Origin of the sequence: Coprococcus sp. RTP31081st1_H1_RTP31081_211007, from assembly GCF_040227275.1 — a bacterium.
Lineage (GTDB): Bacteria > Bacillota > Clostridia > Lachnospirales > Lachnospiraceae > Coprococcus > Coprococcus aceti.
In genome coordinates, this window is the sequence record NZ_JBEHVP010000002.1 from 112,419 (window position 1) to 131,966 (window position 19,548).

The 19,548-nt window shown below is 44.7% G+C and carries 16 protein-coding genes and 1 riboswitch; all 16 genes read right to left on the bottom strand.

The window, feature by feature from the left end; translation table 11 throughout:
* Nucleotides 1-34: 34 nt before the first annotated feature.
* Nucleotides 35-715 (bottom strand): DUF4956 domain-containing protein, encoded by a 681-nt coding sequence (locus ABUA31_RS04735; protein WP_117874800.1) that lies wholly within the window; start codon nt 713-715, stop codon nt 35-37.
* 93 nt (nt 716-808) lie between these two features.
* On the bottom strand, nt 809-1,495 hold the full coding sequence (locus ABUA31_RS04740; protein WP_117551200.1) for a polyphosphate polymerase domain-containing protein: 687 nt from the start codon (nt 1,493-1,495) through the stop codon (nt 809-811).
* 408 nt (nt 1,496-1,903) lie between these two features.
* Nucleotides 1,904-3,265: an NADP-specific glutamate dehydrogenase gene (gene gdhA, locus ABUA31_RS04745; protein WP_022216903.1), complete on the bottom strand. Its 1,362-nt coding sequence runs from the start codon at nt 3,263-3,265 to the stop codon at nt 1,904-1,906.
* 248 nt (nt 3,266-3,513) lie between these two features.
* Nucleotides 3,514-4,008 carry an Lrp/AsnC family transcriptional regulator gene (locus ABUA31_RS04750; RefSeq protein WP_015534003.1) on the bottom strand — a complete coding sequence of 165 codons (495 nt, stop codon included), beginning with the start codon at nt 4,006-4,008 and terminating at the stop codon, nt 3,514-3,516.
* A 247-nt stretch (nt 4,009-4,255) separates the two neighbouring features.
* Complete coding sequence (locus ABUA31_RS04755; protein WP_349818839.1) at nt 4,256-5,071, bottom strand: HAD family hydrolase; 816 nt, start codon at nt 5,069-5,071, stop codon at nt 4,256-4,258.
* Between the two features lie 175 nt (nt 5,072-5,246).
* Nucleotides 5,247-5,606, bottom strand: a complete 360-nt coding sequence (locus ABUA31_RS04760) for a hypothetical protein (protein WP_004851321.1) — start codon at nt 5,604-5,606, stop codon at nt 5,247-5,249.
* An 83-nt stretch (nt 5,607-5,689) separates the two neighbouring features.
* Entirely contained in the window at nt 5,690-7,090 is a 1,401-nt protein-coding gene (gene gltA, locus ABUA31_RS04765) for an NADPH-dependent glutamate synthase (RefSeq protein WP_022216905.1), read from the bottom strand.
* Nucleotides 7,090-7,977: a sulfide/dihydroorotate dehydrogenase-like FAD/NAD-binding protein gene (locus tag ABUA31_RS04770; protein ID WP_055273918.1), complete on the bottom strand. Its 888-nt coding sequence runs from the start codon at nt 7,975-7,977 to the stop codon at nt 7,090-7,092. Before ABUA31_RS04770 ends, gltA begins: the two co-directional genes overlap by 1 nt.
* Nucleotides 7,978-8,210: 233 nt before the next feature.
* A complete protein-coding gene (locus ABUA31_RS04775; protein WP_022216907.1) occupies nt 8,211-8,516 on the bottom strand; it encodes a hypothetical protein in 306 nt (101 codons plus the stop codon).
* 309 nt (nt 8,517-8,825) lie between these two features.
* Nucleotides 8,826-10,529, bottom strand: coding sequence for a phosphoenolpyruvate--protein phosphotransferase (ptsP, locus tag ABUA31_RS04780; protein ID WP_349093020.1), 1,704 nt, complete (start codon nt 10,527-10,529; stop codon nt 8,826-8,828).
* 135 nt (nt 10,530-10,664) lie between these two features.
* A complete protein-coding gene (locus ABUA31_RS04785) occupies nt 10,665-10,928 on the bottom strand; it encodes an HPr family phosphocarrier protein (protein ID WP_022216909.1) in 264 nt (87 codons plus the stop codon).
* A 344-nt stretch (nt 10,929-11,272) separates the two neighbouring features.
* Nucleotides 11,273-13,339 carry a PTS fructose transporter subunit IIABC gene (locus ABUA31_RS04790; RefSeq protein ID WP_349818840.1) on the bottom strand — a complete coding sequence of 689 codons (2,067 nt, stop codon included), beginning with the start codon at nt 13,337-13,339 and terminating at the stop codon, nt 11,273-11,275.
* Between the two features lie 103 nt (nt 13,340-13,442).
* Nucleotides 13,443-14,345, bottom strand: coding sequence for a 1-phosphofructokinase (gene pfkB / locus ABUA31_RS04795; RefSeq protein ID WP_015534009.1), 903 nt, complete (start codon nt 14,343-14,345; stop codon nt 13,443-13,445).
* Complete coding sequence (locus ABUA31_RS04800; protein WP_015534010.1) at nt 14,345-15,094, bottom strand: DeoR/GlpR family DNA-binding transcription regulator; 750 nt, start codon at nt 15,092-15,094, stop codon at nt 14,345-14,347. Before ABUA31_RS04800 ends, pfkB begins: the two co-directional genes overlap by 1 nt.
* 397 nt (nt 15,095-15,491) lie before the next feature.
* Nucleotides 15,492-16,424, bottom strand: a complete 933-nt coding sequence (locus ABUA31_RS04805; protein ID WP_015534011.1) for a cation diffusion facilitator family transporter — start codon at nt 16,422-16,424, stop codon at nt 15,492-15,494.
* Between the two features lie 176 nt (nt 16,425-16,600).
* Nucleotides 16,601-16,684: riboswitch (NiCo riboswitch) on the bottom strand.
* 73 nt (nt 16,685-16,757) lie between these two features.
* A complete protein-coding gene (locus ABUA31_RS04810; protein WP_349818841.1) occupies nt 16,758-19,526 on the bottom strand; it encodes a glycoside hydrolase family 3 protein in 2,769 nt (922 codons plus the stop codon).
* Nucleotides 19,527-19,548: the final 22 nt, after the last annotated feature.

Sequence of the window (19,548 nt, forward strand, 5' to 3'; positions counted from 1 at the left end):
CTCCTTACTAAGTATCTGCCTTATCAACTGACTTCTACAATGTCATGTCCCCCGAATCCACCTGCGCCAGCATGATCTCAAGGTTGCCATTTCTCACTCTGAGCTTATCTATCATATCCTTCTGATTTGTGTGCTTCTTAAGCTTCACCACATATGTAAGCTTGAACAGGCTTCCCATGTTGGTCGTCTTCACATTTATCAGTCTGTAACTGTCTGTACAGTCGGCAAGTATCTCATCAAATGCCTCTGTATAGTCGAGATTTTCAGGCACGGTGATCTTCAGGGCTCTCTCTTCATCCCTTCCGCCGCCAAATCCAGTAAGGCTGCAAATGAACATCGCTCCGCCTAGTATGGTGGCAAATAATACTGCATATCCTATAAATCCCATTCCGGTCACAAGTCCAGCTCCCATCGCAAGGAATATGGCGCATATCTCCTTTGCCGAACCTGGAACCGATCTGAACCTTACAAGGCTGAATGCACCTGCCACAGCAACACCCGCGCCAACATTGCCATTTACCATCATGATCACCACGCACACAACCGCAGGTATAAGTGCCAATGTCACCAGAAAACTCTGGGTGTATTTACTTCTGAATGCGTAAACCAACGCAAGGAATACTCCTATTATAAGGGATACCGCTATGCAGGTCAGAAACTCCTGCACTGATATCGTTGTCGCCGTTCCAAATATACTGTCAAATAATCCTGTCATCTTCTATCTCCTCCTGTCTATGTTTGCCACTTTATCATTTACATAATTCGTCTTTTTTAGTTTCTGGCTTTAAATGTATATGATCCACTTATGTCAGCCTACCATCTGTTTATACGCCTCTCCATACTTTGAAAATGACGTCTTGTATGCTCCATACTTTGTCAGCAGATGTGACAGCCACAGCGGGAACCCACCTGCCATCTTGATCTCCATCAACACCTTATATTCTGGTACGACCTTGTGCCCATATGGTTCTTTCTGAAGTGTCAGATCATCATTCTGCCACAGTATATTGTAATCAAACGTGATCCTGAGCTCCGGATCATCTATCCCTTTGTAGGAATCTCTCTCATACGAGAGAACCACCGCAGGCTCCAGATCTTTGTATACCTGCATGAAATAATCGATCTCTCTGCCGATCTGACAATCCTTGTGCAGCGGCTGGCCGCCCACCAGATAATCCATAGCCTCCTGTTCAGGCACCTCCAGCCTTCTTTTGTACACAACAGATTTGTATTTCTTCTTGAGCTCAATAAAAACCTCTGAATCGTCATCCGGGACTCCATAGCTTCTGAGCCTGAGCTTTTCTTTGTAAACCGGCTTTTCTATGGAGTCTCTGATGAGCCTGTGGGAAGGAGTGTCGAAATATATGTTAATGATCTGGCTATGTGCAAACCTGTCCGGTTGCATATACCTTATCATTTCGCTCATTATCTGCTCGTACTGTTCTCTATCTAACATGTACTTAAGTTCATATCTTTTAAACGTGTTGTCTGCCATAAGCATCATCCTTTCTTTACCTTATTCCCTCTTGATGATGCTATAATAGCCTGTAAAACTTAAACGAACTTTAAATATAAAAAATTGTCTTCGGTGACTCCTGTTGGTGTGTATTCTCTACGTTGTATATCCAATCGGTAGTGTCGGCGACCGAACTTTGACGCTTCTGTGCCGCCGCAGAGAGCTAGGCGCCCTTATCGTGCTTGGCGCGGCGTGCACGATGGAAGCAAAGTCAAAGTGAGGGTAGACATATACAACATAGAGATTACACCAACAGGAGTCACCGAAGACAACTGCAACGCAAAAACGCCCATCTGCGGATCACTCCACAGATGGACGTCTATAGTCTTATATTATAATCTTATGTCTAGTTGATTTGAAGATGTGGCTCTCGTCAAATGCTTATGATTAGCAAACACCCTGAGCAAGCATAGCGTCAACAACCTTCTCGAAGCCGGCGATGTTAGCACCTGCAACATAGTCTGCGTTTCCGCCAACTGTCATGTCGTATCTCTTTGCTGCATCTGAGATGTTAGCGTAGATTGTCTCCATGATTCCCTTAAGCTTGCCGTCAACTTCCTCGAATGTCCATGAAAGTCTCTCGCTGTTCTGGCTCATCTCAAGAGCTGATGTAGCAACACCACCTGCATTTGCAGCCTTACCACCAACGAAGAGAACACCATTCTCCTGAAGGTACTTAGTAGCCTCAAGAGTTGTAGGCATGTTAGCGCCCTCTGTTACTGAGATAACGCCGTTTGCAACAAGCATCTTAGCATCGTCAAGGTTAAGCTCGTTCTGTGTAGCACATGGAAGAGCAAGGTCACACTTGATTGACCATACGCCGTGATCATTTGCATCCTTCTTTACATGGTACTCAGCTGATGGTCTAGCAGCAGCATAAGCATCAAGACGTGCTCTCTTAACTTCCTTAACTTCCTTAAGAAGTGCAACATCGATTCCTTCTGGATCGTAGATCCAACCTGTAGAATCTGAACATGTAACACACTTAGCACCTAACTGATGTGCCTTCTGGATTGCGTAGATTGCAACATTACCAGCACCTGATACTGCACAAGTCTTGCCTGCGATATCAATGTCATGATCCTTTAACAGTGCGTTTGTAAGGTAAAGCAGTCCGTAACCAGTAGCCTCTGTACGAGCAAGTGATCCACCATATGTAAGTCCCTTACCTGTGAGAACTCCCTCGTATGATCCACGGATTCTCTTGAACTGACCGAACATGAAACCGATCTCTCTAGCGCCTGTTCCGATATCTCCAGCTGGAACATCGACATCAGCACCGATATACTTACAAAGCTCTGTCATGAAGCTCTGGCAGAATGCCATGATCTCTCTGTCTGACTTACCCTTAGGGTCGAAGTCTGAACCACCCTTACCGCCACCGATTGGAAGTGTTGTAAGTGAGTTCTTGAAAACCTGCTCGAAACCAAGGAACTTAATGATACCAAGGTTTACTGATGGGTGAAGTCTGAGACCTCCCTTGTATGGTCCAATGGCATTGTTGAACTGTACACGGAAACCTCTGTTGACCTGTACCTGTCCGTTGTCATCTACCCATGGTACTCTGAACATGAGCTGTCTATCTGGCTCTGTGATTCTCTCGAGGATAGCATTCTTTCTGTAAAGCTCCTCATTTGCCTCGATACAAGGTCTGAGTGAATCAAGAACCTCTGTTACTGCCTGTAAGAACTCAGGCTGATCTGCATTCTTCTTCTGTACTATCTCGAGTACTTCATCAACATATGACATAGTAAAAATCCTCCTAAACTGATTATATATCGTGACCTGTTAATTATTTTCTGACCACGCTCCCTATTATAGTATAGGAAATTAAGATTGTAAAGAAAAAACTTGTGAAATCTAAGTATTTTTTTGTTTTTGCTTAATTTTCCCCTGTTTTTATCAATTAAGCTTATTATTTATAAACATTCTTCTTGTTTTGGGGTATTTCCCGCTGAGTTAAACGTCTAAAGTCTTTTCGACACAGTTTTCACTTTTTACTTCTTCTCCTCATCGTGGTGAAGATCATTCTTCCAGTATCTGCATCTGTGCTTTACATTTGTGGAGAATACGATCTGAGTCTTGGTCTTGCCAAATCTCTGAAGTTCACCAACAAAATGATCGAGATCTGCTGTTGTCTTGAAACGTACCTCAATGAGCATTGAGTAATCTCCTGTCACACAGTTGCACTCCACAACATTTAACACGCTGTCTATATATGGATAGAACTCAGCCTTCTGCTCAGGTGAAACCTCCAGATTGATAAATGCCTTGATATAATGACCCATAGCCTCCGGGTTGAGCTTGGTCGTAAATCCCTCAAGCACGCCCTCGGCAAGCATCCTGTCTATTCTTGTTCCAACTGCTGTAGGTGACATGGACACCTCAGCACCTATATCCTTGAGTGATACACGTGCATTGTCCTGAAGCATGGCAAGTATCTTCTCATCCACCTCATCCAGTCTGTAGTATATCAGTTCTTTCTTTTCCATAAGATGTCTTCTCCTTCTCACTTTCTAAGGCAATTACAATATTATCCTACATAACCGCAATTGTCCTTTTCCCTATTCAAGCACCTTATCTCGTGGTGCAACTTGTGTTTCACAATCATATTAGCATATTTACTTAAGATTATAAATGTGTAGTGTCATTATATACCCTGCTCTGCGCAAATTACAACCTGATTTTTATGTATATTTACCGTTATACCCAACCTGGATTTTTACCCATAAGTTTTCGTCATTTTACGATATAATTATCCTCAAGCCAGTGCGCCACCCCATCCTCATCATTTGATGATATAACCGATGTGGCATACCTTTTTAGCTGTTCATCAGCATTTTGCACTGCGTAGCTTTCGTCAGCAAGTTCAAACATATCTATATCATTCCTGCCATCTCCAAAGGCAACCACCCTGTCGCATTCCAGAAGTTCCTGCAACTGTTTTATTGCATTTGCCTTAGATGCTGCAAACGGCATGATCTCCAGCCATTGTTCATCTGTATAAATGTCTTTCTGATATACACAGTGAAATTTATCCTTATACTTATCGTACAACGGTTTTAATTTTTCCGGACTGTCAATGCAGGTTATGTAGAAAATATCTCCCACTTTCAAGTTCTCTGCTGACTTTACGATATTTGTCCTGACATCCCCCTGCCTGCTGAGCAGAAATTTCTTCATACCATCTGTGCACAGCTCCGGAACATACGAAAATTTCTCCTTGCCATCTATCCGCGCATACACTATCGGAAATATCTGATTACCGAACAGATCGTCAAGCACTGATCCTACCGATTCATCAAAGTAATTTGCAGCAAGGACTTCACCGGTAACATTGTCTACGATAAACGCCCCATTGTATACGATCAGTGGAATTTCTGCCCGCAGTCCGCTTGTCACCTTCTTAGCTGTGATAAGGGAGCGCGCCGTGGCATAAGAGAATATCATTCCTCTATCTGTCAGATTATTGATTACACTGTTTGTATACTCGGATGTGGTCTCATTGCTGCGAAGAAGCGTACCGTCCAGATCTGATACATATAAAGTTTTCATGTTGTCACCCACCTATCACAATTTTTCTGCAATACATACTATATTTCTACAACTCACACATTTTCATACAACGTGCATTATTTCTTATAATGCTTTCGTTTTCCCACAATTCACTCGATTTCCTACTACCCACTAGATTTTCAATTTTCTACTACATACTAGTTTCCATAACACTCTATCTTCTGTACAGGATTTCCACATCGCCGTCCACGAATCCAGCGGCAACAGCCTCGTACTTCTTAAGTTTCTCAGCATATTTTCCTTCTGTGAGATACTTTCTGATCATCTCACAGGAAATATCAAGTATCTTCTCCCAGCCTACACCCTGCTGCCATTCGTACAGATCTTCCCCTGTCGTGAACTCCTCGTAACAATTCCAGTCCTCGTCCTCCTCGTCAAAATAAGTTGAACTTATCAACTGGATCGACCAATGCAAGTCCACCTCTTCATATATATTGAAGTTGATCGCCACCCCCGGCAGCGGCATATTCTCATCTAAAATTCTGTCTAACCATTTTGCAAATTCATCATACATAACTAATCCCCCGTATATAAAACAAAGCTGATGTGAAGTATTCTCTATACACATCAGCCTCGTTTTATGACTCTATATAATTATTACTTGTTGTTCTTGATGTACTCATCAATTCCCTTTGCACCAGCTCTACCAGCTTCCATTGCAAGTATAACTGTTGCAGCACCTGTTACGGCATCGCCACCGGCATATACGCCTTCCTTGGTTGTCTGTCCGTTTGCCTCTTCTGCAACGATACACTTCCACTTGTTTGTCTCAAGTCCCTCTGTTGTAGATGAGATAAGTGGGTTTGGTGAAGTTCCAAGTGACATGATTACTGTGTCAACGTCCATTGTGAACTCTGAATCTGGAATCACAACAGGTCTTCTTCTGCCTGATGCGTCTGGCTCACCGAGCTCCATCTTCACACACTTCATACCGCATACCCAGCCGTTCTCATCCTCAAGGATCTCTGTTGGGTTTGTGAGGAGATCAAATATGATTCCCTCTTCCTTAGCATGATGAACCTCCTCAACTCTGGCTGGGAGCTCCTCCTCTGAACGTCTGTATACGATATGCGTCTCAGCGCCAAGTCTGAGTGCTGTTCTTGCTGCATCCATAGCAACATTTCCACCACCGACAACGGCAACCTTCTTACCTCTCATGATAGGTGTATTTGAATTCTCGTCAAATGCCTTCATGAGGTTGCTTCTTGTGAGGTACTCATTTGCTGAGAATACGCCGTTGGCATTCTCGCCTGGGATACCCATGAACTTAGGAAGTCCTGCACCTGATCCGATGAACACTGCGTCAAATCCCTCATCCTCAAGGAGTGAGTCGATTGTGACTGACTTTCCTACTACTACATTTGTCTCTATCTTAACACCAAGTGACTTGATGTTCTCGATCTCCTTGGCAACTACCTTCTCCTTTGGAAGACGGAACTCTGGAATTCCGTATACGAGAACTCCGCCCGGCTGGTGAAGTGCCTCGAATATAGTTACATCGTAACCCATCTTTGCAAGATCTCCGGCTGCTGTCACACCTGAAGGGCCTGATCCGATGACTGCCACCTTGTGACCATTCATCTCCTTTGCAGGCTCTGGCTTGATTCCGTTCTCACGGGCCCAGTCAGCAACAAATCTCTCAAGCTTACCGATGGATATCGCCTCGCCCTTGATTCCTCTGATACACTTCTGCTCACACTGTGTCTCCTGTGGACATACACGGCCACATACAGCAGGAAGTGCTGATGACTCGCTGATGATCTTGAATGCCTCAGCGAAGTTGCCTTCCTTGACCTGAGCTATAAATCCAGGGATATTGATAGATACAGGACAGCCATTCATACATGGGGCATTCTTACATCCTATACATCTTGAAGCCTCAGCCATAGCCTCCTCTTCATTATATCCGTAACAAACCTCTTCAAAATTCTTTGCACGTACCTGTGGCTCCTGCTCGCGAACCGGCACTCTCTTCCAAACATCTACTTCTATAGCCATTACTTGTCACCTCCACAGTTTCCACATCCGCCATGATGTGTATCGCCCTCTTTTGCTGCAAGGAATGCTCTGCCCTCTACAGTCTTGTAGAGCTGCTGACGCTGCATAGCCTCCTCAAAGTTCACCTTGTGACCGTCGAACTCTGGTCCATCTACACACGCGAACTTAACCTCTCCTCCTACTGTCACACGGCAGGCACCACACATACCTGTTCCGTCTACCATGATAGGGTTAAGGCTGACAACTGTAGGAATCTCAAGCTCCTTTGTGAGCTTACATACAAACTTCATCATGATCATAGGTCCGATGGCAACACACACATCATACTTGTTGCCAGCATCTACAAGCTTCTGGATCTCATTTGTAACGACACCCTTGCTTCCATATGAACCGTCATCTGTTGTGATATACAGGTTGCCGGCTACCTTCTTCATCTTATCCTCAAGAATGATGAGTGACTTGTTTCTTCCTCCGACGATGACGTCAGCTTCGATGCCCTGCTCGTGGAGCCACTTTACCTGTGGGTATACAGGCGCTGTTCCAACACCACCTGCAACGAAGAGAATCTTCTTTTTCTTGAGTTCTTCTATATCCTCCTTGCAGAACTCTGACGGACATCCAAGTGGTCCAACGAAATCCGCAAATGAATCTCCTGCCTTCTTATTCTTCATCATCTCTGTAGCAGCTCCAACTACCTGGAATACTATAGTGATGGTTCCGTCCTCTCTTGAGTAATCGCAGATAGTGAGAGGAATTCTCTCTCCATCCTCAGAACCTCTGACAATTACAAACTGTCCCGGAAGACATTTATTTGCAACTCGTGGTGCAACCACGTCCATGAGGTATATGGTCTCTGTCAACTGTTCAACCTTAGTAATCTTATACACTCTGTGCTCCGTCCTTTCCGACAGCCAAATTCTGACTGTTATGATCATTTTATTCTGTAAATGGGTGCAAACGCCCCTATTTATACACGTACGTACTTAATTTAGCAAAAAATATCAACAAAATCAAGGTATATGTAAAAATAGCACTGTTCTAAAAATGATCCTCAGGTGCAAAAAATCCCGCCAAAAGAGAATTTTTCTCTCTGGCAGGGACTATTATATCTTACTTTATATTACTGTCTCTTTCTCTTCGCCTTGGCCTTGAGTGCTTCCTCTTTCCGTCTCTCGTTCTCCTGAATTATAAGCTTCTTCATTCCCTCCAGCTTTTTCTGGTTCAGCCTTATCTGCTCAAGCTCGCTCTCCGCTGCCTGCTGTGCCTCTTTGCTCTGGAAGGTGACAAACTTGTCAAATGCTCCCGGATAGGCAAATGTCTTTTCTACATTATTATAAGAAAATACAATTCTTATATGGCTTCCATCACATTCCATCACACTGCCTTCACCAAACTTCACATGGTTTACTTTTTCATTCTCAAACATTATTACATCCTCCTATCCATATTATTTCCATCTATAATACTGTTAAAACAAACTCACTAAAATTACGATATGATGCACCTGTCTGTTTCGATCTGCAAGGCTGACTCTGTTCACTATGTGTTCTTCCTGCTACTAATTATACTGTAACAAAAAAATCGGCACTTTTTCCAGTTAAAAATGCCGACTTTTTTTATTTTCGTGAAAATAGTCACTACGAGTCATGGTTTTTGTTCATTATTGATTTCTCAAACACATGAACCATACAAAAATGTACTCATATTTTTACCAAGCCATATTGTGCACTTTTATCTATCTTGCATTTGCTTTGAGAAGTTCCGCAACCTCCGTCTCTGTTGCAAGTGAGAGTGCCTTTGCTGCCAACTCATCTGCTTCAGCCTTCGACCACTTGGCTATCGTTCCTCTTGTCGCAAGGACTGAAGTGGCACTGACTGAAAACTCTCCCAGTCCAAATGATATGAGGAGAGGTATGAGCAACGGATCTGCTGCCGCCTCACCGCACATGCCTACCATGATGCCCGCTGCATTTGCCGCCTCGATGATATTCTTCATGGAGCGGAGAACTGCAGGATTGTAGGACGAGTACAGATACGCAACCTTTGCATTGCCTCTGTCGACCGCCATGGTGTACTGTGTCAGGTCATTTGTGCCTATACTGAAGAAGTCTGCCTCCTTTGCGAGCAGGTCTGCTATGAGACTTGCCGCAGGCGTTTCTATCATTGCACCGACCTGGATATCCTTATTGTATGCTATATTCTCTGCATCAAGCTCAGCCATGAGCTCCTTAACAAGAGCCTTCACGCTTCTGATCTCATCAACACATGTGACAAGCGGTACCATAATCTTGATATCGCCAAATGCACTTGCGCGGAGAAGTGCCCTCAGCTGTACTCTGTATGAATCTTTATTCTGCAGACAATATCTCACTGCTCTGAAACCTAAGAACGGATTGTCCTCTTTCTCAAGTCCAAGGTATGGGATATCCTTGTCACCACCCACATCAAGGGTTCTGATGATGACTTCTCTGCCCTCCATGGTCTCGGCAGCCGCCTTGTACGCCCGGAACTGCTCTTCCTCAGATGGGAGCTCCGATGCGCCCATGAACAGGAACTCTGTTCTGAAAAGGCCAACGCCCTCTCCATCACATGCAGCAACCTGCTTTGCATCCTCCGGATTACCGATATTGCCATACAGATGTACCTTTACACCGTCAGCTGTGACTGTGTCTTTGCCTCTGTATACCTCGAGAAGTGCCTTGTCGCTAAGATACTTCTCTCTCTTTGCCTGATATTTCTCTATCTCTTCCTGGGACGGATCAAGTATGCAGATTCCATCGCATCCGTCAACTACTGCTGTCATGCCATCCGAAACCTTGTCAACTATTCCGTCCACACTGAGTACCGCCGGTATCTCAAGTGCCCTCGCAAGAATAGCTGAGTGGGATGTCTTGCCACCAACCGCAGTGATGATTCCTGCCACATTCTCCTTGACGATTCCCGCTGTCATGGATGGGGTGAGATCCTCAGCCACAAGAATCGTTCCGGCTGGAACCTCTGATATGTTCACGTCCGGCGTGCCAGTAAGTATCTTGAGCATTCTCACCTTGATGTCGCCGATATCCGTTGCTCTCTGTCTTGTGAGCTCATCATCCGCCATCTGGAACATTCCTGCAAACATGTCACATGTACTCTCAAATGCCGCCTCTGCACAGGTTCCGCTCATGATGGCACCTTTTGTTATCTCATCCATCCCCGGATCTGTGAGGAGAAGTATGTGTCCTTCAAGTATCTCGGCATTGTGCTCTCCGACACTCTCCTTCATAGCCTCTGCCATGGCATGAGTCTTCTCTGTAAATGCTGCAACTGCATCGTCATATCTCTTGATCTCTGCATCTGTATCTGTGATCGTTCTGTTCTCATATTCCGGCTTTGCGTCAGATATGATCACAACCTTTCCAACGCCGTAGCCGGCTGAACCCGCGATTCCTTTTTTCATAAGAAAACCTCCAATTATTTTATATACAACAAATGGTACTCAATCTGAGTACCATTTGTCCGTAACATTTACTGAAGTCTGATATCAGATTTCACTTATCATTTTCCTGCTGCGACGTTAGAACATCTACTCGCTCTACTCGCCGAATCCTGACTCGATGAGCTCAACTGCCTTTGCAAGAGCCTCCTTCTCGTCTGCACCATCACACTCTACTGTAACCTCAGCACCACACTTGATGCATGCTGCGATGATCAGCATCACGCTCTTGGCATTGATCTTCTTGCCTGCTACGTCGAGAGTTACTGCGCATGAGAACTTTGTCATCTCCTTTGCAAACACTCCTGCTGGTCTCATATGAAGTCCCTGTTCATTTACTACTTTTACTGTCTGTGCTACCATAATAATCTTCTCCTTTTCTAATACGGGCCGCAATGATCATTATACGACTGCAAGTGATTGTATATATCACTTGCAGAATTTGTGTTACATAAGCGGCCCTTGTTTTGTTTAATAATATATTGTGACTTGTAATTATCTGCTTTATGGTTCTGTTTCTTATCAACCCTCGGATTTAGCAGAATTTTGTAAAAACATTTGATCTGCATTTTTCTGTTATATGGTATCACAGCCAGATGTTCCCCACACCTTTTTCGTTATTCCATATATCCGACAGATTTTCACAAACCCCAATTGTATAAATTATAACATTCTGTCGTTTTTTGTGCATTACTTTTGTGCATTTTTTACTCCTGCACTTTTCTCTTGATAAGACCGAGCATGATACATGTGATCGCTGATCCAACAAGCCATGAAATGATGTATGGTAACCAGTTGCCTACTGTTGCGAATACGAATATTCCACCGTGAGGTGCCATCAGTGTACATTTGAACGCTGCTGACATTCCACCTGCAACTGCTGCGCCTACGAGTGTACATGGTATTACGTGGAGTGGATCTGCAGCTGCAAATGGTATTGCGCCCTCTGTGATGAATCCACAAGCCATTACGATGTTTGATACTGTTGAGTTTCTCTCTGCCTTTGTGAACTTCTTAGGGAAGAAGATACATGCAAGGGCAATTCCAAGTGGAGGTACCATACCACCTACCATAACTGATGCCATTGAGATATAGCATGCCTGAACTGCTGGATCTGAGAGCTGTGCGCCGCCTGCGACAAGCTCTGACGCTGTTGCGAGAACCATTGTTCCGTATACATAAGCTGCCTTGTTTATAGGGCCGCCCATGTCTATCGCCATCATACCGCCGAGGATAATTCCAAGTGGGATGAGAAGATTTTTATTTGCAAGGGCTGTCAGCATATCTGAAAGTCCTGTATTGATCAATCCAATAATTGGATTGAGTATAAATATCATAAGTACTGCAACTATAAACATACCAACAAGTGGATATATAAGTGTTGGCTTAATTCCCTCCAGTGACTTAGGGAATTTTGAGCAGATCTTTCTAAGAAGAAGAACTACATATCCTGCAAGGAAACCTGCTGCGATACCGCCGAGGAAACCTGATACTGTATTTCCGCCGCCTTCTGCGACGAATCCAAACTTTGATATAAATGACTGGAAGCCGCCAAGGTTATCTCCTGCCCATACATAACCGGACAAGGCTGCATTTCCGGAAGATGCCAGGATACCGCCGAGGAAACCAACCGCAAGTCCAGGTCTGTCTGCTATGGACTCTGCTATAAATCCTGCAAGCACCGGAACCATCACGCCCATCGCCAGGCCACCGGCATACTTGAAGAATGCTGAGAGCGGGGTCATGGAACCGAAGTTGGATCCACCTGTTGCACCAAATCCGCAAAGTGTATCTATAAGGAATGCAAGAGCTGTGAGGATACCACCGCCGATTACGAATGGGAGCATGTGTGATACTCCGTTCATAAGATGCTTGTATATTCTGCTTCCCACACTGCCATTTGCACTGCTTGACTCTTTTCTGCCGCCCTCCTCGTGGTGAACAGGAACCTGACCATCCACGATCTTCTGTATGAGCTCCTCAGGCTTGTGTATTCCGTCTGCCACTCTTGTGAAAAGAACCGGCTTTCCATCAAATCTTGCTGTTTCAACACTCTTGTCAGCTGCAACTATGATACCATCACAGTTTGCGATCTCTTCATCAGTAAGTATATTTTTTGCTCCGCCTGAGCCATTTGTCTCAGCCTTTAATGCATATCCCATCTTGGCGCCGGCCTTCTCAAGTGCCTCGGCTGCCATATATGTGTGAGCTATCCCTGTAGGACACGCTGTAACGGCAAGCACTCTAAAGCCTTTCTTCTCAGGAGCCTTCTCAACTGCCTTTTCCTCAGGCTTCTCTGCTGTCTCCTCTGGGAACTTTGCGTTCTCATATTTGTCAACGACTGCAAGGAATTCATCCTTGTCTGCTGCCTTCAGAAGCTCTGCTCTGAAGTCCTCATCCATGAGGAGCATAGACAGTCTTGAAAGTACCTCAAGATGTACATCTGATCCGCTCTCTGGTGCTGCGATCATGAAGAACAGGTTTGATGGCTGTCCGTCAAGTGAGTCGTAATCAACTCCATCTGGAACTGTCATAGCTGCAAGTCCAGGTCTCTTGACTGCCTTGTTCTTGGAGTGAGGGATCGCTATTCCTTCTCCTATAGCTGTTGAGCCCTCTTCCTCTCTCTTAAGTATTCCTTCTTTGTATGTTTTCTTGTCTGAGATGTTGCCTGCTGCATCGTGCAGGTTTACAAGGTAGTCGATCGCTGCATCCTTTGAATCTACCTTTACACCCAGAGCAATGCTTTCCTTTGATAAAAGCTCTGTGATTCTCATAAGCGTAACCTCCTCTTAAATAATCAGCCGCATCCACATATGCTGCTGTGCGATATCTGAATCTCCTAAGTATTCCCTCTCACGACGGAACACGTACGTTTTACTATAACTGCTTGTAGAGTTCTTCTACTTTGTCCGCTGTGGCAAGGCCTTCTGAAAATGCTGTGGCACTTCCGGTTGCTGTTCCTCTCTTCAGCGCTTCCATGTAATCGTGATCCTTCAGGTAGCTTGCTGTAAAACCTGCCACCATAGAATCACCTGCCCCTACTGAGTTCACAACTGTTCCCTTTGGAACTCCGATCTTGTGAACCTCTCCTGTCTCTGTGATAAGTATTGCTCCATCCCCTGCCATGGATATGAGTACATTTCGTGCACCCATGACCTGAAGCTTCTTCGCATACTCAACGATCTCGTCGTCGCTCTTTAAGACTACTCCGAACATCTCGCCAAGCTCATGGTTATTCGGCTTGATGAGGAATGGATGGAACTTCAATACATTGAGCAGAAGATCCTTTGTCGCATCCACCACGATGTCGATGTTCCTGTTCATAAGCTTCTCCATGATCTGCTCGTATATGTCAGATGGAAGTGAAGCAGGGATGGTTCCCGCAAGTATCAGGCAATCTCCCGACTGGAGCTTGTCCAGCTTGTCAAACATCTGCTGAAGCTCATCTTTCTTAATGTCGGGCCCCTGTCCGTTGATCTCCGTCTCCTGTTCTGCCTTGATCTTGACATTTATCCTGCTGAGACCATTCTTCAGCTGGATAAAATCTGTCTTAACTCCCATGGCCTTGACTCCGTCCTCAATCTCCTTACCGGTAAATCCGGCAACAAAACCGAGAGCTACGGAATCAACTCCTATGTTCTTAAGTACGGTGGAGACATTGATACCTTTGCCGCCATAGAATATAGCTTCTGACTTACTTCTGTTCACCATTCCAAGCTCAAGGCTGTCCATCTTGACAACATAATCGAGCGCCGGATTGAATGTCACCGTATAAATCATTATCTGAGTACCTCCTTTACAACTGTGGCGTCTATGTACTTATCATTTACAAGTCTGTCCGTGATAATACAGGCTTTTTCGATTGCTGCAAATGTCACTGCCGTCACCTTGTCGAACTTGCTGCTGTCAGCAAGGACTATGCTCGCATAAGATCTGTTCACCGCTTCCATCTTCACCATAGCTTCTTCCACATCAACCGTTGTGAATCCGTAATCCATATGGATTCCATTCGTTCCAAGAAAGCACTTTGTGAAATTGAACTTTTTCATGGAATTGACTGCCTCGGCTCCGATGATCGCCTCTGTGATCGGCTTTACAAGTCCGCCTATCATATACGTTCTGAGGTTCTTCTTGAGAAGCCGCTTGGCATGTGCTATTCCATTGGTGACAAATGTGGCATTTGTTTCGCCGATATAGTCGATCATGAGCTCCGTGCTGGTTCCTGCATCTATAAATATGAAATCTTCATCATTGATCATCGTTGCCGCATATTTTGCAATGGCACTTTTCTCTTCGACGTTGAGCTGTGCCTTGGCTGAAACCGGTGCCTCATTGGTGATATATTCATGCTCGATCGCCTTGGCACCACCATGGAATCTCTTGATCTTACCCATATCGTCCAGAGCTATCAAATCTCTTCTTATAGTAGATTCTGACGCTCCCGTGATCTCCGTGAACTCTGCAACTGTCATAGACTTTCTCTCTTTCAGTGCATCTAAAATCGCTGTGTATCTATCCTCGGTCATCATAATAATTGCCTCCTGTCTTTTAAGTATGTCTCCTGTATATGTGTTTTTCGTGTTTGTGTATTTTCTTTTTTCGTGGCTTTTCAGAATGCATATATCTGCATCCGGTGCTTTTAACTTTTCTTTAGGATAACATATTTTTTGACTGTTTTCAATTATTTGTGATTGTTTCAAGGTGGTTTTCACTTGATTTCAGTCACTTTCAATCAATCTATATGCATAATATCATCGCAAATGAAGATTGTCAATCATTATTCTGCATATTTTTGAAGATTTTTGAATTATTTTGATTGTTTTTGACTATTTGCAGGTTTGGTACTCGTTTTGCAGCTTCCAGCACACAAAAATAAGACACAGACCAAATCTGATCCGTGCCTTACTCTGCGTTATCAATCTATGATTATTCTGCCACATCCGCAGGATTGACATGCACCATCACATGCTTTACCTTTGGAAAATTCTTCTCTATTCCCTCATGGACCTCTTCCGCTATCTCATGCGCATGTCTTAATGTATATGAACCGTTTACACCTATCTCCACATCTACATATATTTTGTTGCCAAATATCCTTGTGTGAAGAAGATCAACACTGAGAACTTCTTTCTGGGCGAGCACAAAATCCCTCATCTCTTTCTCTGTCTCTTCATCGCAGGAGTGATCCACCATCTTATCCATGGCATCCTTGAAGATATCGTATGCCGCCTTAGCTATGAATACAAAGATAACAATACTTGCAATGGAATCCATAACCGGGAATCCCATCATCGCACCACCGATACCGACAAGCGCGCCGACCGATGACAGCGCATCTGATCGGTGATGCCATGCATCTGCCATAAGTGCGCTTGAATCTATCTTCTTCGCATAGTGTCTTGTGTACCAGTACATTATCTCCTTTGTGACAATGGATACAACAGCCGCCACCAGTGCCAGCATCCCCGGTTTCTGCAGGCTTTGGTAATTGCCACCGATTATGTCCTTAACCGCCTGCGAGCCGATCTTGATACCGGTATACAGCAGCACTATAGACAACACGATCGCTGCCACACACTCAAGCCTCTCATGGCCGTAAGGATGCTCCTTGTCGGATTCCTTCGACGCTAGTTTTACTCCAATTATCACTATTATGGTGCTGAACACGTCTGATGCTGAATGTACCGCATCACTTATCATTGCATTTGAATGTGCAAATATTCCCGCAAATAATTTGAATACTGACAACAGTACGTTCTGTACTATAGTTATAAACGATACTTTATTTGCAACCTTTTTAAACTCATCCTCTGATACGGCAGATGCCGCCATCGTGTTTATTTTGTTTGCGCTTTCCATATAATCAGCCATCCTTTCTTAAATGAACACCAGTCTATTGATAATCACCTTAATCAAAAGACCGATGCTGTGCGATCAATATATTTCAGAAAGCTCTTATCACTAAATATATGTGGGAGATTTTATAGAATGTCTAAAAAAGTATAAAAAAACACCCACGACTCAGTATTAGTAACTACTGTCCCGTGGATGTAAAGATTCCACTGCCATGATGGCCCGACTCCTTGGCTTTCGCCAATGGTCTGCTCAGTTTGTACTGTAGATTTATATGCAGTGCAAAGAGTTAATTTAGGTTACCATCTATGGCAGTCTATGTCAATATTTATTTTCAGATCAAAATTCTTTTTCAAAACTAAACTTAATATCCTTGAGATCAAGTCCATTCGATTTCACATACAGTCGGAGCACATTGAATCTGCCGTAAAATTTGACCTCTTTCCTGATCACAACATCCTTGCCGTCAGTTCCGTTAAATGTGAAATTGCTCACAGGGAATCCGTTGAAAAACAGGGTACACGGCAGCTGGGCAAGCTTTTCGAGTGTCGAGCTTCCCCTCAGGCTCACCTCATACTCTCCCGGATGTTCAACATCAAGTGCTATGACATAATTCGTGTCGGCGGTGCTGGCCTTCTCTGTCAGATCTATAAGTATGTCTCTGTCGACATTGATGTATTCCACATCATCAATTGAAAAATCGTCCGCCTGCTTTGGACGGTTTATTATCTCTACCTCTACAGGCTCTCCCACAAGACGCTTAAATGCATTCGTATTCATGGCAAAGTTACACACATTCTTTGCAATTCTCTGAAGCTCAGCTCTCAATATACGTCCGTCCTGAAGTGCCTCTATGACATTATCTCCGCCCATGTTCTTCGAGCCGTCCGGGCAGCACATATACATGTCATTCTGTGCCTGTATCATAGTCGCAAAGTCATTTGCATCCGGCTCCATACCCCTGCGGTTGATGGATGCCCACCAATCTGTCATGACCACGCCTGTAAATCCCCACTCATTTCTGAGTATCGTGGTATTCAGATCATAACTTCCTGCGGTGTAGAGACCATTTACCAGACCATATGTTGTCATAACAGAGTCGGCATATCCCGACTTGACAGCTATCTCAAATCCCTTCAGGTATATCTCCCTAAGTGCCCTCTGGGAGATGACCGAGTCCGTCGTATGGCGGTGATACTCCTGATTATTTCCGCAGAAATGCTTGATCGTTCCGGACACGCCGCTGGACTTAAGTCCCTCTAACTGTGCAGTTGCAATGGAACCCGTAAGGTATGGATCCTCGGAGAAATACTCAAAGTTTCGTCCATTAAGCGGGTGACGGTGGATATTCATTCCCGGTCCAAGAAGAACCTCAACCTTATTTGCTGTCATCTCAAGTCCGAGAAGTGCATACAGTCTGGTGTTCAATTCTTTGTTAAATGAACATCCGCACAGAGTGCCATTTGGAAGTGAGAATGCCTTCATACCTGAGTCGAGTCTCATTCCCGATGGTCCGTCATCACAGCACACCGACGGAATCTTATGTGCGATCAAATTTGGCGATACCCCGGCAAATGCTGACGCCGTTCCCGCCGTCACAAGAGAACTTCCCATTCCCTCGCCGCGGACAAAGCATGCCAGATCCTCATCATCAAACTGCGCTATGAACTCATCCATGGTGGCCCTGCCTTCCCTTACATCAAGAAGCATAATTCCCTTGTCACCGGTAACCGGTATCTCCTCCGGCAGTTCCTGCTCTCTCCTGTCATACATATCAACAGTGACTAGAGGTGTCTCCTCATACTCTATAAGCATCCTGCCGTTCTCATCACAGAATGGTTTCATGCGGTCAAACTTCTCATAAGGTGCAAGTGCCTCCTGAAGCTTCTGAAGCTCCACAATCTCGGCAAGCTCAAAGAACAGACACTCTGTTGTATTTCTTATGCTGTTTCCTACATGGATAGTGTAGTCTCCAGCTTCAAGCACATAACAGTTTCTATGGCCCGTGACTCCCGAATCGTCAAATGATGCCATACGGTCAAGCGGAATCTCAAACTTCAGCTCTTCGCTGAGTCCCGGAACAAGTTCCTTTGTCTTCGCAAAATCAATGAGCACTCTGGATGGCTTGCCAAGCCTGCCCTGTGGCATCTCACCGTACACCTGGACAACCTCCTTGCCAAGTCTCTTTCCTGTATTTGTGACTTTGACACAGATATTCGCCACACCTTTTTCAAAATCCAGGCTTGCATGTTTTACGCCGATCTTGAAGTCTGTGTATGACAATCCGTAGCCAAACGGATATCTGACCTTATCCTTTGCAAATGTCTCAAAGTAACGGTATCCCACATAGATATCCTCAGCGTAGAAGTTTCTCTCTTCGCCGCCGAAATTGTCATACGCAGGATAATCCTTGATATCGTAGGCTATCGTGTCTGTGAGTTTTCCTGAAGGGCTGACATCTCCTACGAGGACATCAGCCACTCCATATCCTCCGACCATTCCACCCTGCCATACATACATGCAGGCATCCGGGGAAATCGTGTCAAGAAATGACATATCTATAAGACCGCCGACATTCAAGAGAACGACCATCTTCTGGAAATTCTCTCTGACAAGTCTAAGCATATCAGTCTCTATATCAGTGAGCATAAATGCTCCTTTTTCAAGTGTATTGTCCTTGTCCTCGCCTGCCGTCCTAGCGATTATCACTATGGCCGAATCCGACTCGCCGGCAGCCTCCTGCACGAGCTCCTCTGTAACCGGCATCTCTGCCTGTGACCACGGCTCCTGTCCCCAGCCAAGTCCCAGCTCCACAGGATGTTCCTTATCCCATGCGGCATAAGTCTCTGCCAGTTTCTGATTGACATTTACATCCTTGCACTCATTAAGTGCATCAAGGATTCCTACCACTCTGGCAACATTCACCATGCCGCCTGAACCGGTTCCACTCTTATAATAATGATTCTGCATACGTCCAAATACAGAAACCGTCTCTCCCTGCTTAAGTGGCAGAGCTTTGTTGTCGTTCTTTAACAGAACCAGTCCCTCTGCAGCCATCTCACGGGCTGTCTTCTCATATACTGCCCAGTCAAGTACTCTATCTTCCATGTGTTTAACCTCCGTTGGGTAT